The sequence below is a fragment of the Paenibacillus sp. NEAU-GSW1 genome (genome assembly GCF_009737085.1).
GTDB lineage: Bacteria > Bacillota > Bacilli > Paenibacillales > Paenibacillaceae > Pristimantibacillus.
The window spans coordinates 46,720-62,873 of record NZ_WOVL01000031.1 but is presented as its reverse complement, the minus strand read 5'-3'; the positions used below and the strand labels follow the sequence as shown (position 1 = coordinate 62,873).

Here is a 16,154-nt window from a genome sequence, read left to right as displayed (position 1 = left end):
CACTTTATAACTCATTAGTTCCATAAACTTCCATGCACGTGGAGGTTTATTTGTTGTACTTATTTTTTAGTATAGCAAATCTTAAGCCATTCAAAAAGCTTAGCTTGACATACCATTAGCTGGTTTTTATTTGAAGGCCGTAGCCACGCTGAAACATTTTATCGGCAACAATAATGAGGCGGGAAGAGGAGATTCATCCGTCAGCCTCGATCCGCGCAACCTGCGGGAATACTATTTGAAGGCGTTCGAGATCCCGTTCAAGGAAGGCGGGGCCCAGTCCATGATGACAGCATACAATGCGATCAACGGAGTGCCGGCGAACCTCAGCCGGTATACGGTCGACATAGTTAAACGCGAGTGGGGAATGAACGGCTTTGTCGTCAGCGATGCATTTGATGTAACGGGCACCGTTCGGGATCACCGTTACTTGGATACGTTGAAGGAATCGGTGGCCCGGTCCATCATTGACGGCGGAATCGACAGCATTACGGACGAAGCCGCAGTGGTCACGGAAGCGATTCGAGAGGCGCTGGCGGACGGACTAATGACAGAAAATGATCTTGATGCCGCTCTTCGGAACACGTTTCGCGTCCGGTTCCGGCTTGGGGAGTTTGACCCGGCGGAACGGAATCCATACGCTGCGATCGACGAATCGGCGATCCTCCGGGCGGAGCATGCGGAGCTGGCTCGGGAGGCGGTGCAGAAAGCCGTCGTATTGCTCAAGAACGACGGGCGGACGCTGCCGCTGCAGGCTGACAAGCTGAGCAATGTTGCCGTTATCGGACCGCTTGCCGATGTCGTCTATCGCGACTGGTACAGCGGCACACTGTCTTATGCGGTTACGCCGCTGCAGGGAATCCGTGAGAGGCTCGCGGCGAATACAGGCACCGAGGTGAGGTGCTCTGGCGGCACTGATCTAGTTCGCATAAAGGCTGTCGGCAGCGGACAGTATGTCCGGTTCGGCAACGACGAGAAGATTACGCTCTCAGCCGACGCGGAGCGGGCGGAAGAAGGCGACGTGTTCGAGATAACGGATTGGGGCTGGGGCAGCCACACGTTAATTGCACAACGGAACGGCCGCTATCTGACGACGGATGACAAGACCTTGCAAGCTTCATCTCATCAAATTTGGGAATGGTTTACGAAGGAAGTGTTTCAGGTGAAACCCGTAGAGCCGGGGAGTTCGCTCGTTACCATCTCTACCTGGAACGGCACGCCCGTAACGGTCGACGAAGAGACGGGCAAGCTGCTCGTCGGTGACGGCCTTGCGGCCGAGACCGCGAACGAGATCAACGTCGGAGGCGCAGCGGAGGCCGGCGGTTCGGTTACCGGATTTCAGGCCTACACATTCGAGATTGAAATTGTGTCGAGCGGCATGGATGCAGCTGTCGACGCGGCTCGCAGCGCCGATGCGGCGATTGTGTTTGTCGGCAATCATACCCTGATCAACGGCAAGGAGTCGATGGACAGGCCCGGCATCGAGCTGGCGGAATCGCAGGAAAAGCTGGCACTTGCGGCACTTGAGGCGAACCCGAATACGATCGTAGTGGTCGTCGGCAGCTATCCTTTCGCTCTGAACGCTCTACAGGAGAAGGCGCCGGCGATTGTGTACACCTCGCATGCGGGCCAGGAGCTGGGCCGTGCCGTTGCGGACGTTCTGTTCGGCGATGTCAATCCCGCAGGTCGCGTGAACATGACATGGTACAAGTCCGTCGATCAACTGCCGCCTTTCATGGATTACGACATCATTCGTGGCGGCCGAACGTATCAGTATTTCGAGGGCGAGCCGCTATATCCGTTCGGACACGGCCTCTCGTACAGCGACTTCCGTTACGAAGCCCTGCACTTGTCGTCGGACCGCGTTGAGGCTGGGACAGATACGGAAGTCTTGGTTGCCTGCCGCGTGACGAACATAAGCAACCGTAAGGGTGAAGAGGTCGTGCAGCTTTATGTACGTGCAGAGTCCTCCAGGGTTAAGCGCCCGCGCCTTCAACTGGCGGACTTCCAGCGGATATCTCTGGCTTCGGGAGAATCGGCGGAGGTGACGTTCCGTCTGCAGCTTGACTCGCTGGCCATCTGGGACGTGACGCGCGACCGATTCTGCATTGAAGGCGGAGCGTACACGGTCATGCTCGGCACTTCCTCCGGCGATCTGCGGCTTCAAGGCCGTCTCATGGTCTTCGGTGAGACAATTCCGCCGCGCGATCTCAAGAAAGTGACCAGAGCTTCGAACTACGATGCGTACCAGGGCATTCATCTCGGCGATTGTGTCGAGGGTGGAAGCGCCGCCGTCGCAAACGGCGATAGAGGCTGGCTTGCGTTCCATGACGCGGAACTCGGTGCAGGCATCTCCACGATTGAGCTGCGGGCCGCTGCCGTGGAGAATGCGGAGGTTGAAGTTCGATTGGACGGACCAGACGGTCCGGTCGCAGGCAAGTGCAAGATTCCGGGAGGCGGAGAACAGGAATGGCGGAGCCTTTCCTTTGGACTGACAGGCGTCTCCGGCCGGCACGACGTGTACCTGGTCTTGAATGGGCCGGTGTCTCTCGGTTGGTTCCGAATACGTTCGAATCTACCGGCGACTGGATTACAGGCACAAGTGTTACAAACTATGAAACTGCCTGGGGCAGTCCTATCATAACGGAAGATATCATAAAGGGCTATGATCTAATATGCACTATAGGTACTGATAATTAATTAAAGATAATTACCGGTTACTGAACTTAGGAGGATTACATGTGGTGAGAAGATAAAGTTAAAGCATCCAATTGTGCAGTATTTTTATGAACTGCGTCTTAATTCGTTATAAAATAATGCCTTATTCCCTTCAATCAATAGTTAAAAAAGACAATCCGCTCTTTGGCGTGGATTGTCTTTTTTATGACCGTTCTTAGATCCTGAAGTGAGCCGCGTCAGCTGCGATCTTTAAAAATGACAACGCTTTCTTAAAAATGTTGGCTATCAACGCTTGATCCCTCGGGCGTACACTGATAGCAAAGGAGGAGCAGAAGATATGGAGTTGGATACTGGGGTAACCGGAATTAAGGGGAAAGCAGAACAACGGTTTTGGAAGCGGTTCAAAAAACAAAAAACGCTGCATCTTTTCGTCGGGCTTGGCATGGTTTTTTTGTTGGTCTTTGCCTACACGCCGATGTTCGGCATTCTAATGGCTTTCAAGCAGTATTCCATCTCTACCGGGATCAAGGGCATTTTTACGAGCGATTGGGTGGGATTGAAGCATTTCAAGGAGTTCTTTAGCGACTATCAGTTCGGAACGATCGTTCGAAATACGCTGGTATTAAGTCTGCTAAAAGTCTTTTTTGCTTTTCCGGCTCCAATATTGCTAGCCGTTCTATTAAGTGAAGTAAAGCATTTGCGATTTAAGCGTATCGTTCAAACGATTAGCTATTTGCCCCATTTCATCTCGTGGGTCGTCGTCGCAGGTATCGCTTTCGCCTTCCTGTCGACTGATGTGGGGATGGTCAATAAGGCGCTTATAACGCTAGGCTTTATCGACAAGCCGCTTGACGTGCTCACCAACCCCAACTACTTCTGGGGACTAGCGACGGGAAGTGCCGTCTGGAAGGAAATGGGCTGGTGGACGATTATCTTTCTGGCCGCAATAGCGGGCATTAACCCTTCGCTATACGAAGCCGCGCAGATCGACGGAGCGGGCCGCTTGGCTCGAATCCGCCATATTACGTTTCCCGGAATGAAAGGGACGATTGTTGTCGTACTTATTCTGACGATCGGAAGCATTCTGGGCGGAGGACTGGTCGGCTCCAACTTCGAGCAGGCGTTCCTGTTCGGCAACAGCATCAACAGTCCGACCTCGGAAATCGTGCAAACCTACGCGTTTAAGGTCGGATTAAGAGACGGCAGATTCTCCTATGCGGCAGCGATCGATTTGATTCAGTCCGTCATTTCCGTCATCCTGATCTTCTCCAGCAACTACATTGCCAAACGTACTTCGGGATCAAGTCTATTCTAGGAAAGGGGAGCGGGCATGCAGCTCAGCCAGAAACAAAAAGACCATATCATGGATGCCTTGATTTATGCCATACTGGCCATTCTGACGTTATCTATGCTTTATCCGTTCTATTACGTCTTGATTCTTTCCTTCAATAAAGGAACCGATTCGCTTCTCGGAGGCGTTTATCTATGGCCAAGGACCTTCACCTTTGAAAATTACATGCGATTTTTGGATGATCCCCACTGGTACCGTGCTTTTTTGGTCACGATTATGAGAACGCTTGCGGGAACCTTCTTAGGCGTCCTATTTACTTGTTTGGTCGCGTATGGACTGTCGCACCGTGATCTGCTGTTCCGTAAAAGTTATTTCACGGTCATTATATTCGCGATGTACTTTTCCGGCGGTTTGATTCCGTATTACGTCGTTCTGCGCTCTGCTGGATTGCTGAACACGTTTGGCGTCTATATCATTCCTTCCATGCTCAGCACGTTTTTTCTGCTGATAGCCATTTCATTCTTTCGGGAAATTCCGAGCGAATTAAAGGAGTCGGCTTACATGGATGGGGCTAACGAGCTCGTTATTTTCTACCGGATCATCCTTCCCGTCTCGATGCCGCTGATCGCAACGATGTCGCTGTTCTTGGGGGTTGGTCAATGGAACTCGTGGCTGGATTCCGCTTACTTCGTGCAATCGGAAGGTCTGCGGACGCTCGCCTTCCGGATGATGGAGGTTATCAACAAGAGCAATTCGCCGATGGATGCTATAGCTGTTGCGAACAGCGCCTCAGCGGGCGTCACCAGCTATTCCCTTCAGGTTTCGGCTATGGTTATTTCTATCGCGCCTATCGTATGTGTCTATCCGTTCCTGCAAAGATTTTTCATACAAGGCATTATGCTTGGCTCCGTGAAGGGCTAATTATGGTTGGCATGATATTAAAGCGTTTGCTTTAATATAAACATCAATTGTTGGAGGGGTTACTTTGAACAGAAGCAAAGGGAAGAAGGCTCTGCTCCTATCGTTGGTCTTTATGATGACGATAGCGCTGATGTCCGCATGCAGCAAGGACAACGATGCTCAAAAGGAAAACACAGGCGTCACAAACCCGTCTGAGACAGCCTCCGAACCGCCAGCAAAAAGCAACGAGGTCAAGGAGCTATCCTTGTTTATCGATGCCTCCTGGTATCCGGTGAAGGAATGGAAGGGCCCGGTAGCCGAAAAAATTACGGAAAAGACAGGAATTAAGCTGAACGTCACAGTCGCGACGGACGACAAGCAGCTTCCCTTGATGATCGCTTCCGGAGACCTTCCGGATCTGGTCTTTACGTATGCCAACATCGACCGGATGTCCGATTCGAAGCTTTCTTATCCCTTGAATGAACTGATCGAGAATTACGCGCCGGACTTTAAGATCGACCCGATAAGAATTGCGATACACACGATGGATGACGGCAATTTCTATACGGTGCGCAATTCCTTCGCAACCCAGGAGGAAATGGCGCAGAACAAATACTCGGTCGGAAGTGACGGCAACCCGGGAATTGCGGTGCGCGAGGATATTCTGAAAGAGCTCGGGAATCCGCCGATTGACACCATCGATAACTTTATTAAGGTTTTGGGCATGGTCAAGCAAAAATACCCGGACATGATTCCGCTAATCATGGATAAGGACTGGATCGAGCAATACTTCCTGCAGCAGTTCGGAGTAGAAGGACTTCTGGACGGCTGGTACGAGCGTGACGGAAAAGTAGACTATGCCATAAGGCAGCCGGAAATGCTGGAATATTTCAAATTTATGAATCGTCTTTACCGCGAAGGATACATTCTGGCGGAGAACTTCGCCTATACGAACGATCAGATTGACGACCAGTATGCGACCAGCGGGAAAGCGTTCGCGCATAGCCATACGGTCAGCATTGCGGACTCGGACAATATCAAGGTCAAAAATGCAGGCGGATCGTATACGTTTCAAATGCTGCCTAGCGCAATTTCGAATAATACGAAAGCGGTCAGCTCAGGACTGGGCTTCGCAGGTACGTTTATCACAAAGAAGAATAAGGATCCCGAGGCGTCGATCAAATTTCTTCAATTTCTCGCGAGCGACGAAGGAAAGAAATTGACCATGTTCGGCGTCGAGGGCGAGCATTGGACTTGGAATGACGAAGGTCACCCGAATTTGAAATATGATCCGTCCGATGCTGATTTCGTCAACAGCAACGGTATCAAATGGTGGTACCTGTACAATGACGGAGTCATGGAAGGAATGCTGAGCTATGTGCCGGGGGCGCAGAAGACGAAAGCTTTGATGGAGAGAAAAGCGTTTACGGTTTATAAACCGGAGCTCGGCTTGATCCAATTGCAGCCGGATTCGGACGAGAAGACGATTAAAACGAAGATCGATGAAATGATCAAAAACGAGAAGATTAAAATTTACTTGGCGAAGTCGGAAGAAGAAGCCGCGGCAAACTACGAGACCATGGTGAAGAATGCGGAGAAGATCGGTTTGGACCGCTTAATGGATTGGGCAAACCAAACGTATCAGAAGAAAAAGGATTTATTTAATAAATAAAATAAATACCGGCAGGAGCGCCTAGAGCGTTCCCGCCGGTATTTGCATAATCAGCAGCTTGCGACCGGTCGTTCAGGAGGCAATGCGCCTCTAGCGGAATTCCTTTGTAAATGATACGTTAACGATAGATGGATTCCGCATCGAAGGGAAGTGCTGCCGTGAGCATCATGCGCAAGATCGTGCTTGGTTACATCATTATGATCTTTATTCCGGTTATCGCCTTCGGTTATCACTATTACTCGCAAATCAACGGCAACCTGTCCCAACAATTCGTAGAGAGCAGGCAAAAGATTCTGGAGCAGGCATATGCCAACATGAAAACGGACTTCACCCGGATTCAATCGGTCCACCGGGTGCTTCAATACAATCCTTATCTTACCGATTATCTGGATGGCGTATATGACTCCGACGCGGACAGCGTCTACACGCTGACTCGATATATTCTCCCTCTGTACACGCAATCGATGTTTTCCAATCCGGAGATCGAATCTATTGTCATTTATAAAATGAAAGATCGGGTGCTTCCCATAACGAATCTGTTTCGGGATAAGTCCATGCTGGACCAGCGAACAGAAGATAGCGTCTCGTCTCTGAAAGCCGGGCAGGGGATATGGCTGCGGGCGGATCCTAAAGTGTCGGATCCGGATCTGATTTATTACCAGTACATCTACAATACGCAAATTACGGAACGAATCGGCCTCCTTGAAATTCGGGTTCATAATAGCTTAATCCGCAACTTCTATGCCGCCGCTGGTGTCGAAGCGAACTGGAGAGCTTTCTTGCTGTCCGAGCAAGGCAATTTGCTGACGAACGAAGCGTCAGGATTGGACAATAAGACGTTGAGTCTTCTGCAATCGGAGGAAAGGGATTTTTTCATCAACCGAAAAACGATCGTCAATCAACTGAAGCTTGAGCCGTTGGACGTACGCGTCATCATCACCGGTCAGGTGGGAGACGTATTCCGTTCCGTGAAGCAGAAAGAAGCCGTCTTGGTGACGATCATCGCGCTGCTGTTGATCGCCTTGTCCATCGCCTATTATTTGCTGGCTTCGACGATCACTAAGCGAATTCTCCGGTTGGCCCGGCATATGCGCACGCTGAACGACAATAATTTAAGGCAGCTGACGATCAAAAGCAGCAAGTTCGAAAAGGACGAAATCGGATTTCTGATTGGCACCTATAATTCCATGGTTGGACGAATGGACGAACTCATTAACAATGTCCATCGCGCCGAGTTGCGTAACAAAGAAGCGGCTTACCAGGTACTGCAGGCTCAGATTAAACCTCACTTTCTCTACAATACGCTTGAAACGATCCGAATGGTCGCGGAAGCCAACAACGACAAGGAAGTCGCTGATATTTCCTTCTGGTTCGGCAAATTGATGAGGTACAGCTTATCGTCCGCTCAGCAGGATACGGTTCTCGCCAAGGAAATCGAGATGGTTTCCTTTTACATGAACATTCACAAAATGAGGCTTCAAAGCAGGCTGACTTACGAAATCGATATCGTGCTCGATGCCGAACGGCTGGTCTGTCCGCGTTTCCTCCTGCAGCCGCTTATCGAGAACAGCATCGTGCATGGAGCTTCTGCCGTTCTGCGACCCGTTCATATTTTGCTGCAAGCGAGAGAAACGGAAAGGGAGGTTACGATCGACGTCTCCGATAACGGGAACGGGATTCCGACAGAGAAGCTTCTCGAGTTGCGCGAACGTCTGTCCAGGCATGATGAGCTCAGAAAAGCGGAGGAGCCGGTTGGCGTAGGTTTGAAGAACGTCAACGAAAGAGTCAAACGTTTTTACGGGGGCGAATCCCGACTGGAAATCATTAGCGAGCCGGGTAAAGGAACCTGCTTGCGTATTATCATCGTGAAAGGGACGGTGGCGAACTTTGAAGATTTTGATCGTAGACGACGAGCCTTTGATTCTGAAAGGGTTAGTTAAAATCGTAGAAGAAGTCGCGCCAGTCGGTTCTGACATTTGTTCGGCCTCTAACGCTCTGGAGGCGTTGGAGACAATGAAGCGCTTTATGCCCGATGTGACGATAACGGATATCCATATGCCTGAGAAGAACGGTTTCGAATTGATTCATGATGCCAGAATTGAAGGGCTATGCGATCGATTCATTATCCTGACGGGCTATGATGAGTTCGAATATGTCCGCCAGGCCCTTCGCTCGGGTGTTGTGGATTATTTGCTGAAGCCTCTGGACAAAAAGGAAATTGCGGGTCTGCTTAGCCGCGTCAAGGAGGAGCTTCCCTCCGCATCGGATTCAGAATACAGCCGGCACGCCGAACGGATTCTGGCCTATTTGCAGATGAACTACATGAATGATTTGTCCCTTGATCATCTCGCGGAACATATGAGCCTGCATCCGAATTATATCAGCAGTCTGTTCAAGAAGGAGACGGGGGATACCTTCGTCAATTACTTGAATTCGCTGCGGATCCGGGAGGCGCAAAAACGATTGAAAACGCAGCCTCATCTGACCGTTTGCGCAATCAGCCGGCAGGTCGGCTTTGACTCCAAGCACTACTTTGCGAAGGTGTTCAAAAAGTACGCGGGCACGACTCCCGGCGCCTACCGTGAAATTATCTATAATCAAATGAACCGCTCGAAACAGGTATAGTCCCAGCACGTCCTGAAAAACTATACATCGCCGCCGATTTTCCGAGATGCTAATCTTACAAACAAAGTAGCATACTGCTATAATGAGAGTTGCATTTCAGTGTTCGACGAGATCTTATGAGCGGCGGTGACGAATGAAACCGTATCGAATGATTCCAATTAAAGTGAAAATGATCGTTTTTTTTCTGATTCTTATTCTCGTTCCGATATGTACCATGTTTATCAACTCGTATTTATCCTCGCAGCAGCTTCTTGAACGAAAGTATACCGATCTTCTCATGGATGTCTCTCGTCAAGCGAATATTCGCATCGAGGAGTTTTTAGCCGATACGCAGCAAATCTCACTTATATCAAGCTATGGAATCAACAGCTATGTGTCGGCCATTTCGCAAGAAAACTATCCGATGCAGAACTATCTGCACAACCCTTCGAAAAACAATGAAGATCAGGCGACGCAATTGTTAATGAACTACATCACGATGAAAGACAGAGCCTTTTCAATTTATATTTATAATTTGAACGGCGGGAAAGATCTGTACGTCAGCTCCAATAAGCCCATTGATTATACATTTTACCCAGGCGATGAGGAATGGTTCAGACAATTTCTTTTATCCGACGCGATAACCATAGATGTTCCGACGCTGCTAGATCAGCAGACGAAAGGCGAGAACAATTGGTCGATATACAACGCCCGTAAAATTTTTGATATGGATGACGGCAAGCTGCTTGGCATTATGGTTATTAGCATAGACATTAATTTCATCAATAAATTGAATAAACGTTTACAGGAAAGCAGCCGGTCGGCCTTTACAGTCGTTGACGCAAGCGACAACGTTATTTTTAATAGCAACTATGAGCTGCTCGGCAGGCCGTTCAGCGAAGTGTTCCCCATTAACACGGAAACGCTTCGGGACGATAGGCAGATCGTTCGTGCAGATGGCAAAGATTATATTCTCATCCGGTCCTCGTTTGAGAAGCATGATTGGACAACTTATTTATATATGCCGGTTGATGAGCTTGCCGTCGAAGGTGATATATTGAAACGAAATTTAATGTTCATTGTTGTTGTGCTTGTCATTTTCGCCTTTATCAGTTCATTCTACTTTTCCAATCTCATTACGAGACCGATTAAACGGCTTATGAGCAATATGACGCTGGTCGAGCAAGGGAAATTCGAGAACTTGCCTGAGGTCAAGTCGAATGACGAGATCGGTTTGCTGGCCATCCGGTTCGAACACATGTCTACCGAGCTGAAACAGCTCGTCGATCGGATTTATCAGGAGCAGCAGGAAAAAACAGATGCGGAAATTCGCGCGCTGCAAGCGCAAATCAATCCTCACTTCCTGTATAACACGTTGAACTCCGTAAAATGGATCGCATCCATGCAGCGTTCCGAGAAAATTGTCGAGATGACGGAAGCGCTCATTTCCTTGCTTCGTTATTCTGCGAGAACGGAAAATCGGCTCGTGACCATTCGGGAGGAGCTGGATAATATTCGCCATTATATTACGATTCAGAAGGTACGATATTTTAATCGCATCAACGTTCAATATGATTTGGATGACACGCTGCTTGATTGCCAGATGTTGAAGCTCAGCATACAGCCTCTAGTCGAGAATGCGATTTTCCATGGCATTGCCGATACGGAGGAAGAGGGGCTCATCACCATCTCCGTTCAGGCGGCCGGGATAAACGACATTGAGATAAAGATTGAGGATAACGGGAAAGGAATGGATGATGATACGTCCAAAAAGTTGCGTCAAAAGATGAATGGCCAAGAACCCGCATCCGAAAACATTGGCGTCCGCAATGTGCATAGTCGACTTGAGCGTGTATTTGGCTATAGATACGGCCTGCAATTTACGAGCAAGCCGGGCAGCGGCACCCTATTTACGATTACGATTCCAAAAAAGACTGGAGGTGAACGACTATGCTGAATGTCATTATTGTCGATGACGAGCTGCTCATGCGCATTGGTTTAAAATCGATGATCAACTGGGAAGAGCATGGATTTTATATGATAGGCGAGGCGGCAAACGGAAAGGAAGCGCTGGAACTGGCATTACAGCATTCACCGGATTTAATTATTACCGATATCAAAATGCCGGTTATGGACGGTCTGGAGTTAATCCGACAAGCTTCTCAGCATTTTTCTAATTGCCAATACGTCATTCTCAGCTGCTTGGACGAGTTTCAATATGCGAAGGAAGCCCTTCGGCTTGGCGCGGTCGATTATTTAATCAAGAGCGATATGAAGCAGCAGCAGCTGCTTGATGTACTGAGCATGGTTAAGAAAAAAAACGAGCGGCTCCTGCATAACAGCGGAGGCGAAGTGTTCAAGCAGCATTATAAAGAAGGTATTGGATATTTGAAGGAATCGTTGTTTAAAGAGCTGTTCAGCGGTTTCCGCAATGAAGAGGAAATTGTAAGCCGCAGCAAGGCGCTTGGCATATCCCTGGTTCAGGGCAGCATGGTGCTGATTAAGCTAAGAATTGACCGATTCGAGAGAATACGGCAGAAATATGTCGAACAGGATGAAAAGCTGCTGCGCTACGCGGTCATCAATATGATGGAGGAGCTCATTCCCCGCAAGTGGCGTAGAGAAGTGATCGTGGAAAGCTCTTCCGAATATTTACTCATTATGAACATGCCGGAGATGGAGGGCGAGCCTGAAAATCGATCGTTGCTTGGCTATGAGGAAGTCATGCCGAAGGATCGGTTGGACAGGCTTTTTGCCAGCATATCCGGTGCGATGAAAGACTATTTAAACATTTCATTGTCGATCGGCATTAGCGGTGTCGCTTCGGGCTATAACGGATTGAGAAAAGCCTATCAGGAAGCGGATATGGCGCTTCGTCTTCTTTTTTTCGAGCGTGAAGGGAATGCCATCTACTTCGAAGACGGGACCAAACGTTTGCGGAACAATGACAGCTTTGTTCTAAGCCGCGAGGAGGAAAGCCGTTTTCGCAGATTGGTCGAGGAGGATGAAGCTGGAGCGCAAGCTTACTTGGAGCAGCTTTGGAAGAAGGCAGACGCGGAAGGCGTGACGGAAAATGAAGTTCGCAAGCTTTATTTCCGCCTGCTAACTCTGATGAACTCTTGTTTTCCCAGCATACCCGAAACGGGAGCAAGAGGTTATACCCCATATGAGCTATTGCTTCAAGAGGAACGGCTTTATGGTCTTCATGAGCTGCTGATTCATTATTTACAGCAATGCTTGACCCATAATCAGTCAACAGACGATAGGAACCAAAGCTATGCGGAGCAGGCGAGTGAGATCATCATGAATCATTATGCAGAAGATTTGTCGCTGCAATCGGTGGCAAACCAGATTAATGTGAATCCGTCGTATTTGAGCCGGATCTTCAAGCAGGAGACAGGCTCGAACTTTGTAAGCTTCTTGACCCGGGTAAGAATGGATAGGGCGCAACATTTTCTAAAAGGGAAAAATATGAAGGTATATGAGGTGGCGGAAATGGTCGGCTACCCCAATACCGCTTATTTCAGTAAGCTATTTAAAAAGGTTACCGGAGCTACTCCGGAGGAGTACCGGGCACGGGCAACAAAAAGCGAAAGTCAAAAATAGAATCAATGTAGTAAAAAAAGTGCATAGCTCGCTGTGCGCTTTTTTTCTGCTTTTCAAAAGGTGTAAAGAAACGACGGAGTGCAGTAAAGAACGTTAATTTATCAAAATGAAGGGTGCCTATATGATTAAAAAGTAAGCAGAATGCCATTTACAATATGAATTTGGAGGTTACGGGGAATGAAAAGAAGATTACCGATTCTTCTCATGGTGATGATCATCATGGCAGTGCTTTCCGCTTGCGGACAAGGCAACAATACGCCGAAAAGCACGGAAGAAGCAACCAAAGCGCCTGAAGCAACCGCGGAAGAGACCAAGGCACCTGAAACGAGCGGGGAACCTGTTACTTTGACGTACGCGATGTGGGATGCAAATCAGGCTAAGGGAATTCGGACGATGGCGGACGAGTTTGAAAAAGCAAACCCCGGCATTAAAATCGATATCGAGGTAACGGGCTGGTCGGAATATTGGACGATGCTCGAGGCAGGCGCAACGGGCGGATCGCTGCCGGACGTATTCTGGATGCACTCGAATGAAATTTACCGTTACGCTTCGAACAACATGCTGCTCGATTTGACGGACCGTTTGAAAAACAGCACGAAGGCTGACTTGAGCAAATTTCCGGAAGGCCTAAACCAAATCTATAACTTCGAAGGCAAGCAATATGCTGTACCGAAAGATTTCGACACCATCGGCCTTTGGTACAACAAAACGATGTTCGATGAAGCGAAGCTTGAATATCCGAACGAGAACTGGACTTGGGACGATTTGTACAAGGCGGCGAAAGCGCTCACGAAGGATGGCAAATACGGTATTCTGACTCCGTTCCATAACCAAGAGGGCTACTACAACTTTGTATACCAGAACGGCGGAACGATCATTTCAGCAGACAAAAAGTCCGGTTATGACGATCCGAAAACGATTGAAGCACTGGAGTATTATATTAAATTCATCCGCGACGGCTTGTCGCCGGAAATTTACGACGATGCCGCGCGCGGAGAAGCCATACAAAACGGCGTTGCCGCAATGGGCTTCTTCGGTTCGTGGAACCTGTCGGGCTTTACGGCAAATGAGTTTATGGCTAAAAACTTCGACGTAGCTCCGCTTCCGAAGAAAGAGAAGCAAGCTTCAATCTTTAACGGTCTGGGCAACGCAATCGCATTTAATACCAAGCACCCGGAAGAAGCTTGGAAGTTTGTCGAGTACTTGAGCTCCAAAGAAGGACAAGATCGACAAGCCGAGCTCGGCATTGCGATTTCCGCCTATGAAGGCGCAGCGGACCTGTGGGTTTCGTCGAATACGACGTTTAATGTTCAAGCATTTGTAGACATGGTGAAATATGCCGTCATTCGTCCTTACTCGAATACGACTGCAGTTTGGGAAGACAAAGCATATGAAGCTTTGAAGCCTGCCTTCACCGGAAAGCAATCGGTTGAAGAAGCGGCTAAAAATGCAGCGAAAATTATGAATGAAAGCCTTGCAACGGAAAAATAGGCAAAGTGGCAGTGCTTGAAAAAAAGCGCAGAAGAAATAGAAGCATACCATCGCGGCAGCCAAGGCTGTCGCGATTCACCTTTGTGCAAAGGTAGGAGTGAATGGACATGAGCAAAAATAGGTTTACGCGCAAAATTTCCAAACGGACGCTGAACGAATGGTACTGGGGCTGGTTTTTAATTGCTCCTACTGTTATAGGTCTCATTATTTTGAACATTATACCAATTATTCAAACGATGTATTTAAGCTTTTTTACGAGCGGAGATTTCGGAAAAGGCAATATATTTGTCGGCTTCGATAATTATAAAGAGCTAATTCGCGATCCTCAAGTATGGCATGCAACGGCGAATACGCTGATTTACACCGTATTGGTTGTGCCATTAAGCGTAATCTTCGGCTTGGTGGCCGCTGTTTTGATGAACGGGAAACTAAAGGGCAAATCGCTATATAGAACGATTTATTTCATTCCGATGATAGCCGCCCCTGCTGCAGTAACGATGGTATGGAGATGGCTTTATAATAATCAATTTGGTTTGTTCAATTATTTGCTTTCCAAAGTGGGTCTGGCCCCTATTGATTGGACCTCCAATCCGAAATTCGCGCTTGTCTCCATAGCGATTATCGGCATCTGGAGCGTCATCGGCTACAACATGGTACTTTTGCTTGCCGGGTTGCAGGAAATTCCGAAAGATTATTACGAGGCGTCCGATATTGACGGCGCAAGCAAGCTGAGGCAGTTTTTCGTCGTGACGCTGCCGCTTGTAACACCTACGTTGTTTTTCGTGCTTGTTACAGCCATTATACAAGGCATGCAGGTTTTCGACGTCATTTACATGCTGATTGACATTCAAAATCCGGCATACGAGAAAACGGTATCGCTCGTTTATTTGTTTTACAACAATTCGTTTAAATACTCGAATAAAGGGTATGGATCGGCGATCGTTATATTGCTGCTGGCCATCATTATGGTCATTACGTACGTTCAAATGAAAGCTCAGAAAAAATGGGTCAATTATATGTAAGGATAGGAGCGTTAGAATGATGAAGACCAATAATCGAATAACAACCTTTACTGTCCAGATCGTCTTGCTCGCGGGCGCATGCCTAATGATTCTTCCTTTTATATGGATGATTCTGACTTCGTTTAAAACCGTGGCGGAATCGACCTCTCTCAATCCGTTCGTGTTCTTCCCTTCCGAATGGAAATGGACGAATTATGGCGAGGTGTTCCGTCAGAACGATTTCTTTAATCTGTACTTCAATACATTCGCCATGATGGCGCTGCGCGTTCTATGCTCCATCTTGTTCAGCGCGATGGCTGCCTATGCGTTCGCCCGACTTAACTTCCCAGGCAGAAACCTATTATTTGGTCTCGTTCTTTTTCAAATGATGGTGCCGACGCAAATTTTCATCATTCCGCAGTATTTGATGGTGGATGCGCTTGGCATGAGGAATACGATTTTTGCCTTGCTGTTTCCGGGGCTGGTCAGTGCTTTCGGAACATTTTTGCTGAGACAGTTTTTCATGGGATTGCCAAAGGAATTGGAAGAGGCGGCGAGATTAGACGGCTGTAACATCGGGCAAACGTTCGTCAAGGTTATGCTGCCGCTTGCCAAATCGGGCCTCGTTGCGCTTGGTATATTTACCGCGTTGTTTGCATTCAAGGATTTGATGTGGCCGATGATTGTCAATACAAGCTCTAAAGCCGCTACACTGTCTTCCGCTCTGGCTAAAATCCAAAGCGCTTATTCGGTCAATTACCCGGAATTGATGGCGGCGTCTGTTATTGCTATTTTCCCGATGCTGCTGGTTTATATGGTGTTCCAGAAGCAGTTTATCGAGGGGATTGCGACTTCGGGCGGAAAACTGTAGTCGATCGAATGATGTGAAATTCAGCAAATCAGGGGGCAAGCT

11 protein-coding genes are annotated in these 16,154 nt (G+C 48.4%); all 11 read left to right on the top strand.

Translation table 11 applies throughout. The annotated features are described in order from the left end of the window. The first annotated feature begins 130 nt into the window (after positions 1-130). The 11 genes from GOM71_RS20400 to GOM71_RS20350 all read left to right on the top strand — a co-directional run bounded on the left by GOM71_RS20400 (position 131) and on the right by GOM71_RS20350 (position 16,112). On the top strand, positions 131-2,641 hold the full coding sequence (locus GOM71_RS20400; protein ID WP_253944950.1) for a glycoside hydrolase family 3 protein: 2,511 nt from the start codon (positions 131-133) through the stop codon (positions 2,639-2,641). A 372-nt stretch (positions 2,642-3,013) separates the two neighbouring features. Further along, entirely contained in the window at positions 3,014-3,991 is a 978-nt protein-coding gene (locus tag GOM71_RS20395) for an ABC transporter permease (RefSeq protein ID WP_156284396.1), read from the top strand. A 15-nt stretch (positions 3,992-4,006) separates the two neighbouring features. Next, a complete protein-coding gene (locus GOM71_RS20390; protein WP_156284394.1) occupies positions 4,007-4,888 on the top strand; it encodes a carbohydrate ABC transporter permease in 882 nt (293 codons plus the stop codon). 112 nt (positions 4,889-5,000) lie between these two features. Beyond that, positions 5,001-6,539: an extracellular solute-binding protein gene (locus GOM71_RS20385; protein WP_253944949.1), complete on the top strand. Its 1,539-nt coding sequence runs from the start codon at positions 5,001-5,003 to the stop codon at positions 6,537-6,539. Positions 6,540-6,706: 167 nt separating this feature from the next. Next, positions 6,707-8,479, top strand: coding sequence for a cache domain-containing sensor histidine kinase (locus GOM71_RS20380; RefSeq protein ID WP_253944948.1), 1,773 nt, complete (start codon positions 6,707-6,709; stop codon positions 8,477-8,479). Beyond that, positions 8,427-9,164 carry a response regulator transcription factor gene (locus tag GOM71_RS20375; RefSeq protein ID WP_156284388.1) on the top strand — a complete coding sequence of 246 codons (738 nt, stop codon included), beginning with the start codon at positions 8,427-8,429 and terminating at the stop codon, positions 9,162-9,164. Before GOM71_RS20380 ends, GOM71_RS20375 begins: the two co-directional genes overlap by 53 nt. Positions 9,165-9,297: 133 nt before the next feature. Next, positions 9,298-11,100 (top strand): cache domain-containing sensor histidine kinase, encoded by a 1,803-nt coding sequence (locus GOM71_RS20370; protein ID WP_156284386.1) that lies wholly within the window; start codon positions 9,298-9,300, stop codon positions 11,098-11,100. Next, positions 11,094-12,749, top strand: a complete 1,656-nt coding sequence (locus GOM71_RS20365; RefSeq protein WP_156284384.1) for a response regulator — start codon at positions 11,094-11,096, stop codon at positions 12,747-12,749. Before GOM71_RS20370 ends, GOM71_RS20365 begins: the two co-directional genes overlap by 7 nt. Positions 12,750-12,926: 177 nt before the next feature. Continuing rightward, the gene (locus GOM71_RS20360) at positions 12,927-14,240 is read left to right on the top strand and encodes an ABC transporter substrate-binding protein (protein WP_156284382.1); all 1,314 of its coding nucleotides are present in this window, start codon (positions 12,927-12,929) and stop codon (positions 14,238-14,240) included. 107 nt (positions 14,241-14,347) lie between these two features. Then, complete coding sequence (locus GOM71_RS20355) at positions 14,348-15,262, top strand: carbohydrate ABC transporter permease (RefSeq protein ID WP_216651788.1); 915 nt, start codon at positions 14,348-14,350, stop codon at positions 15,260-15,262. Positions 15,263-15,281: 19 nt separating this feature from the next. Then, entirely contained in the window at positions 15,282-16,112 is an 831-nt protein-coding gene (locus GOM71_RS20350; protein ID WP_156284404.1) for a carbohydrate ABC transporter permease, read from the top strand. The last annotated feature ends 42 nt before the right edge of the window (positions 16,113-16,154 follow it).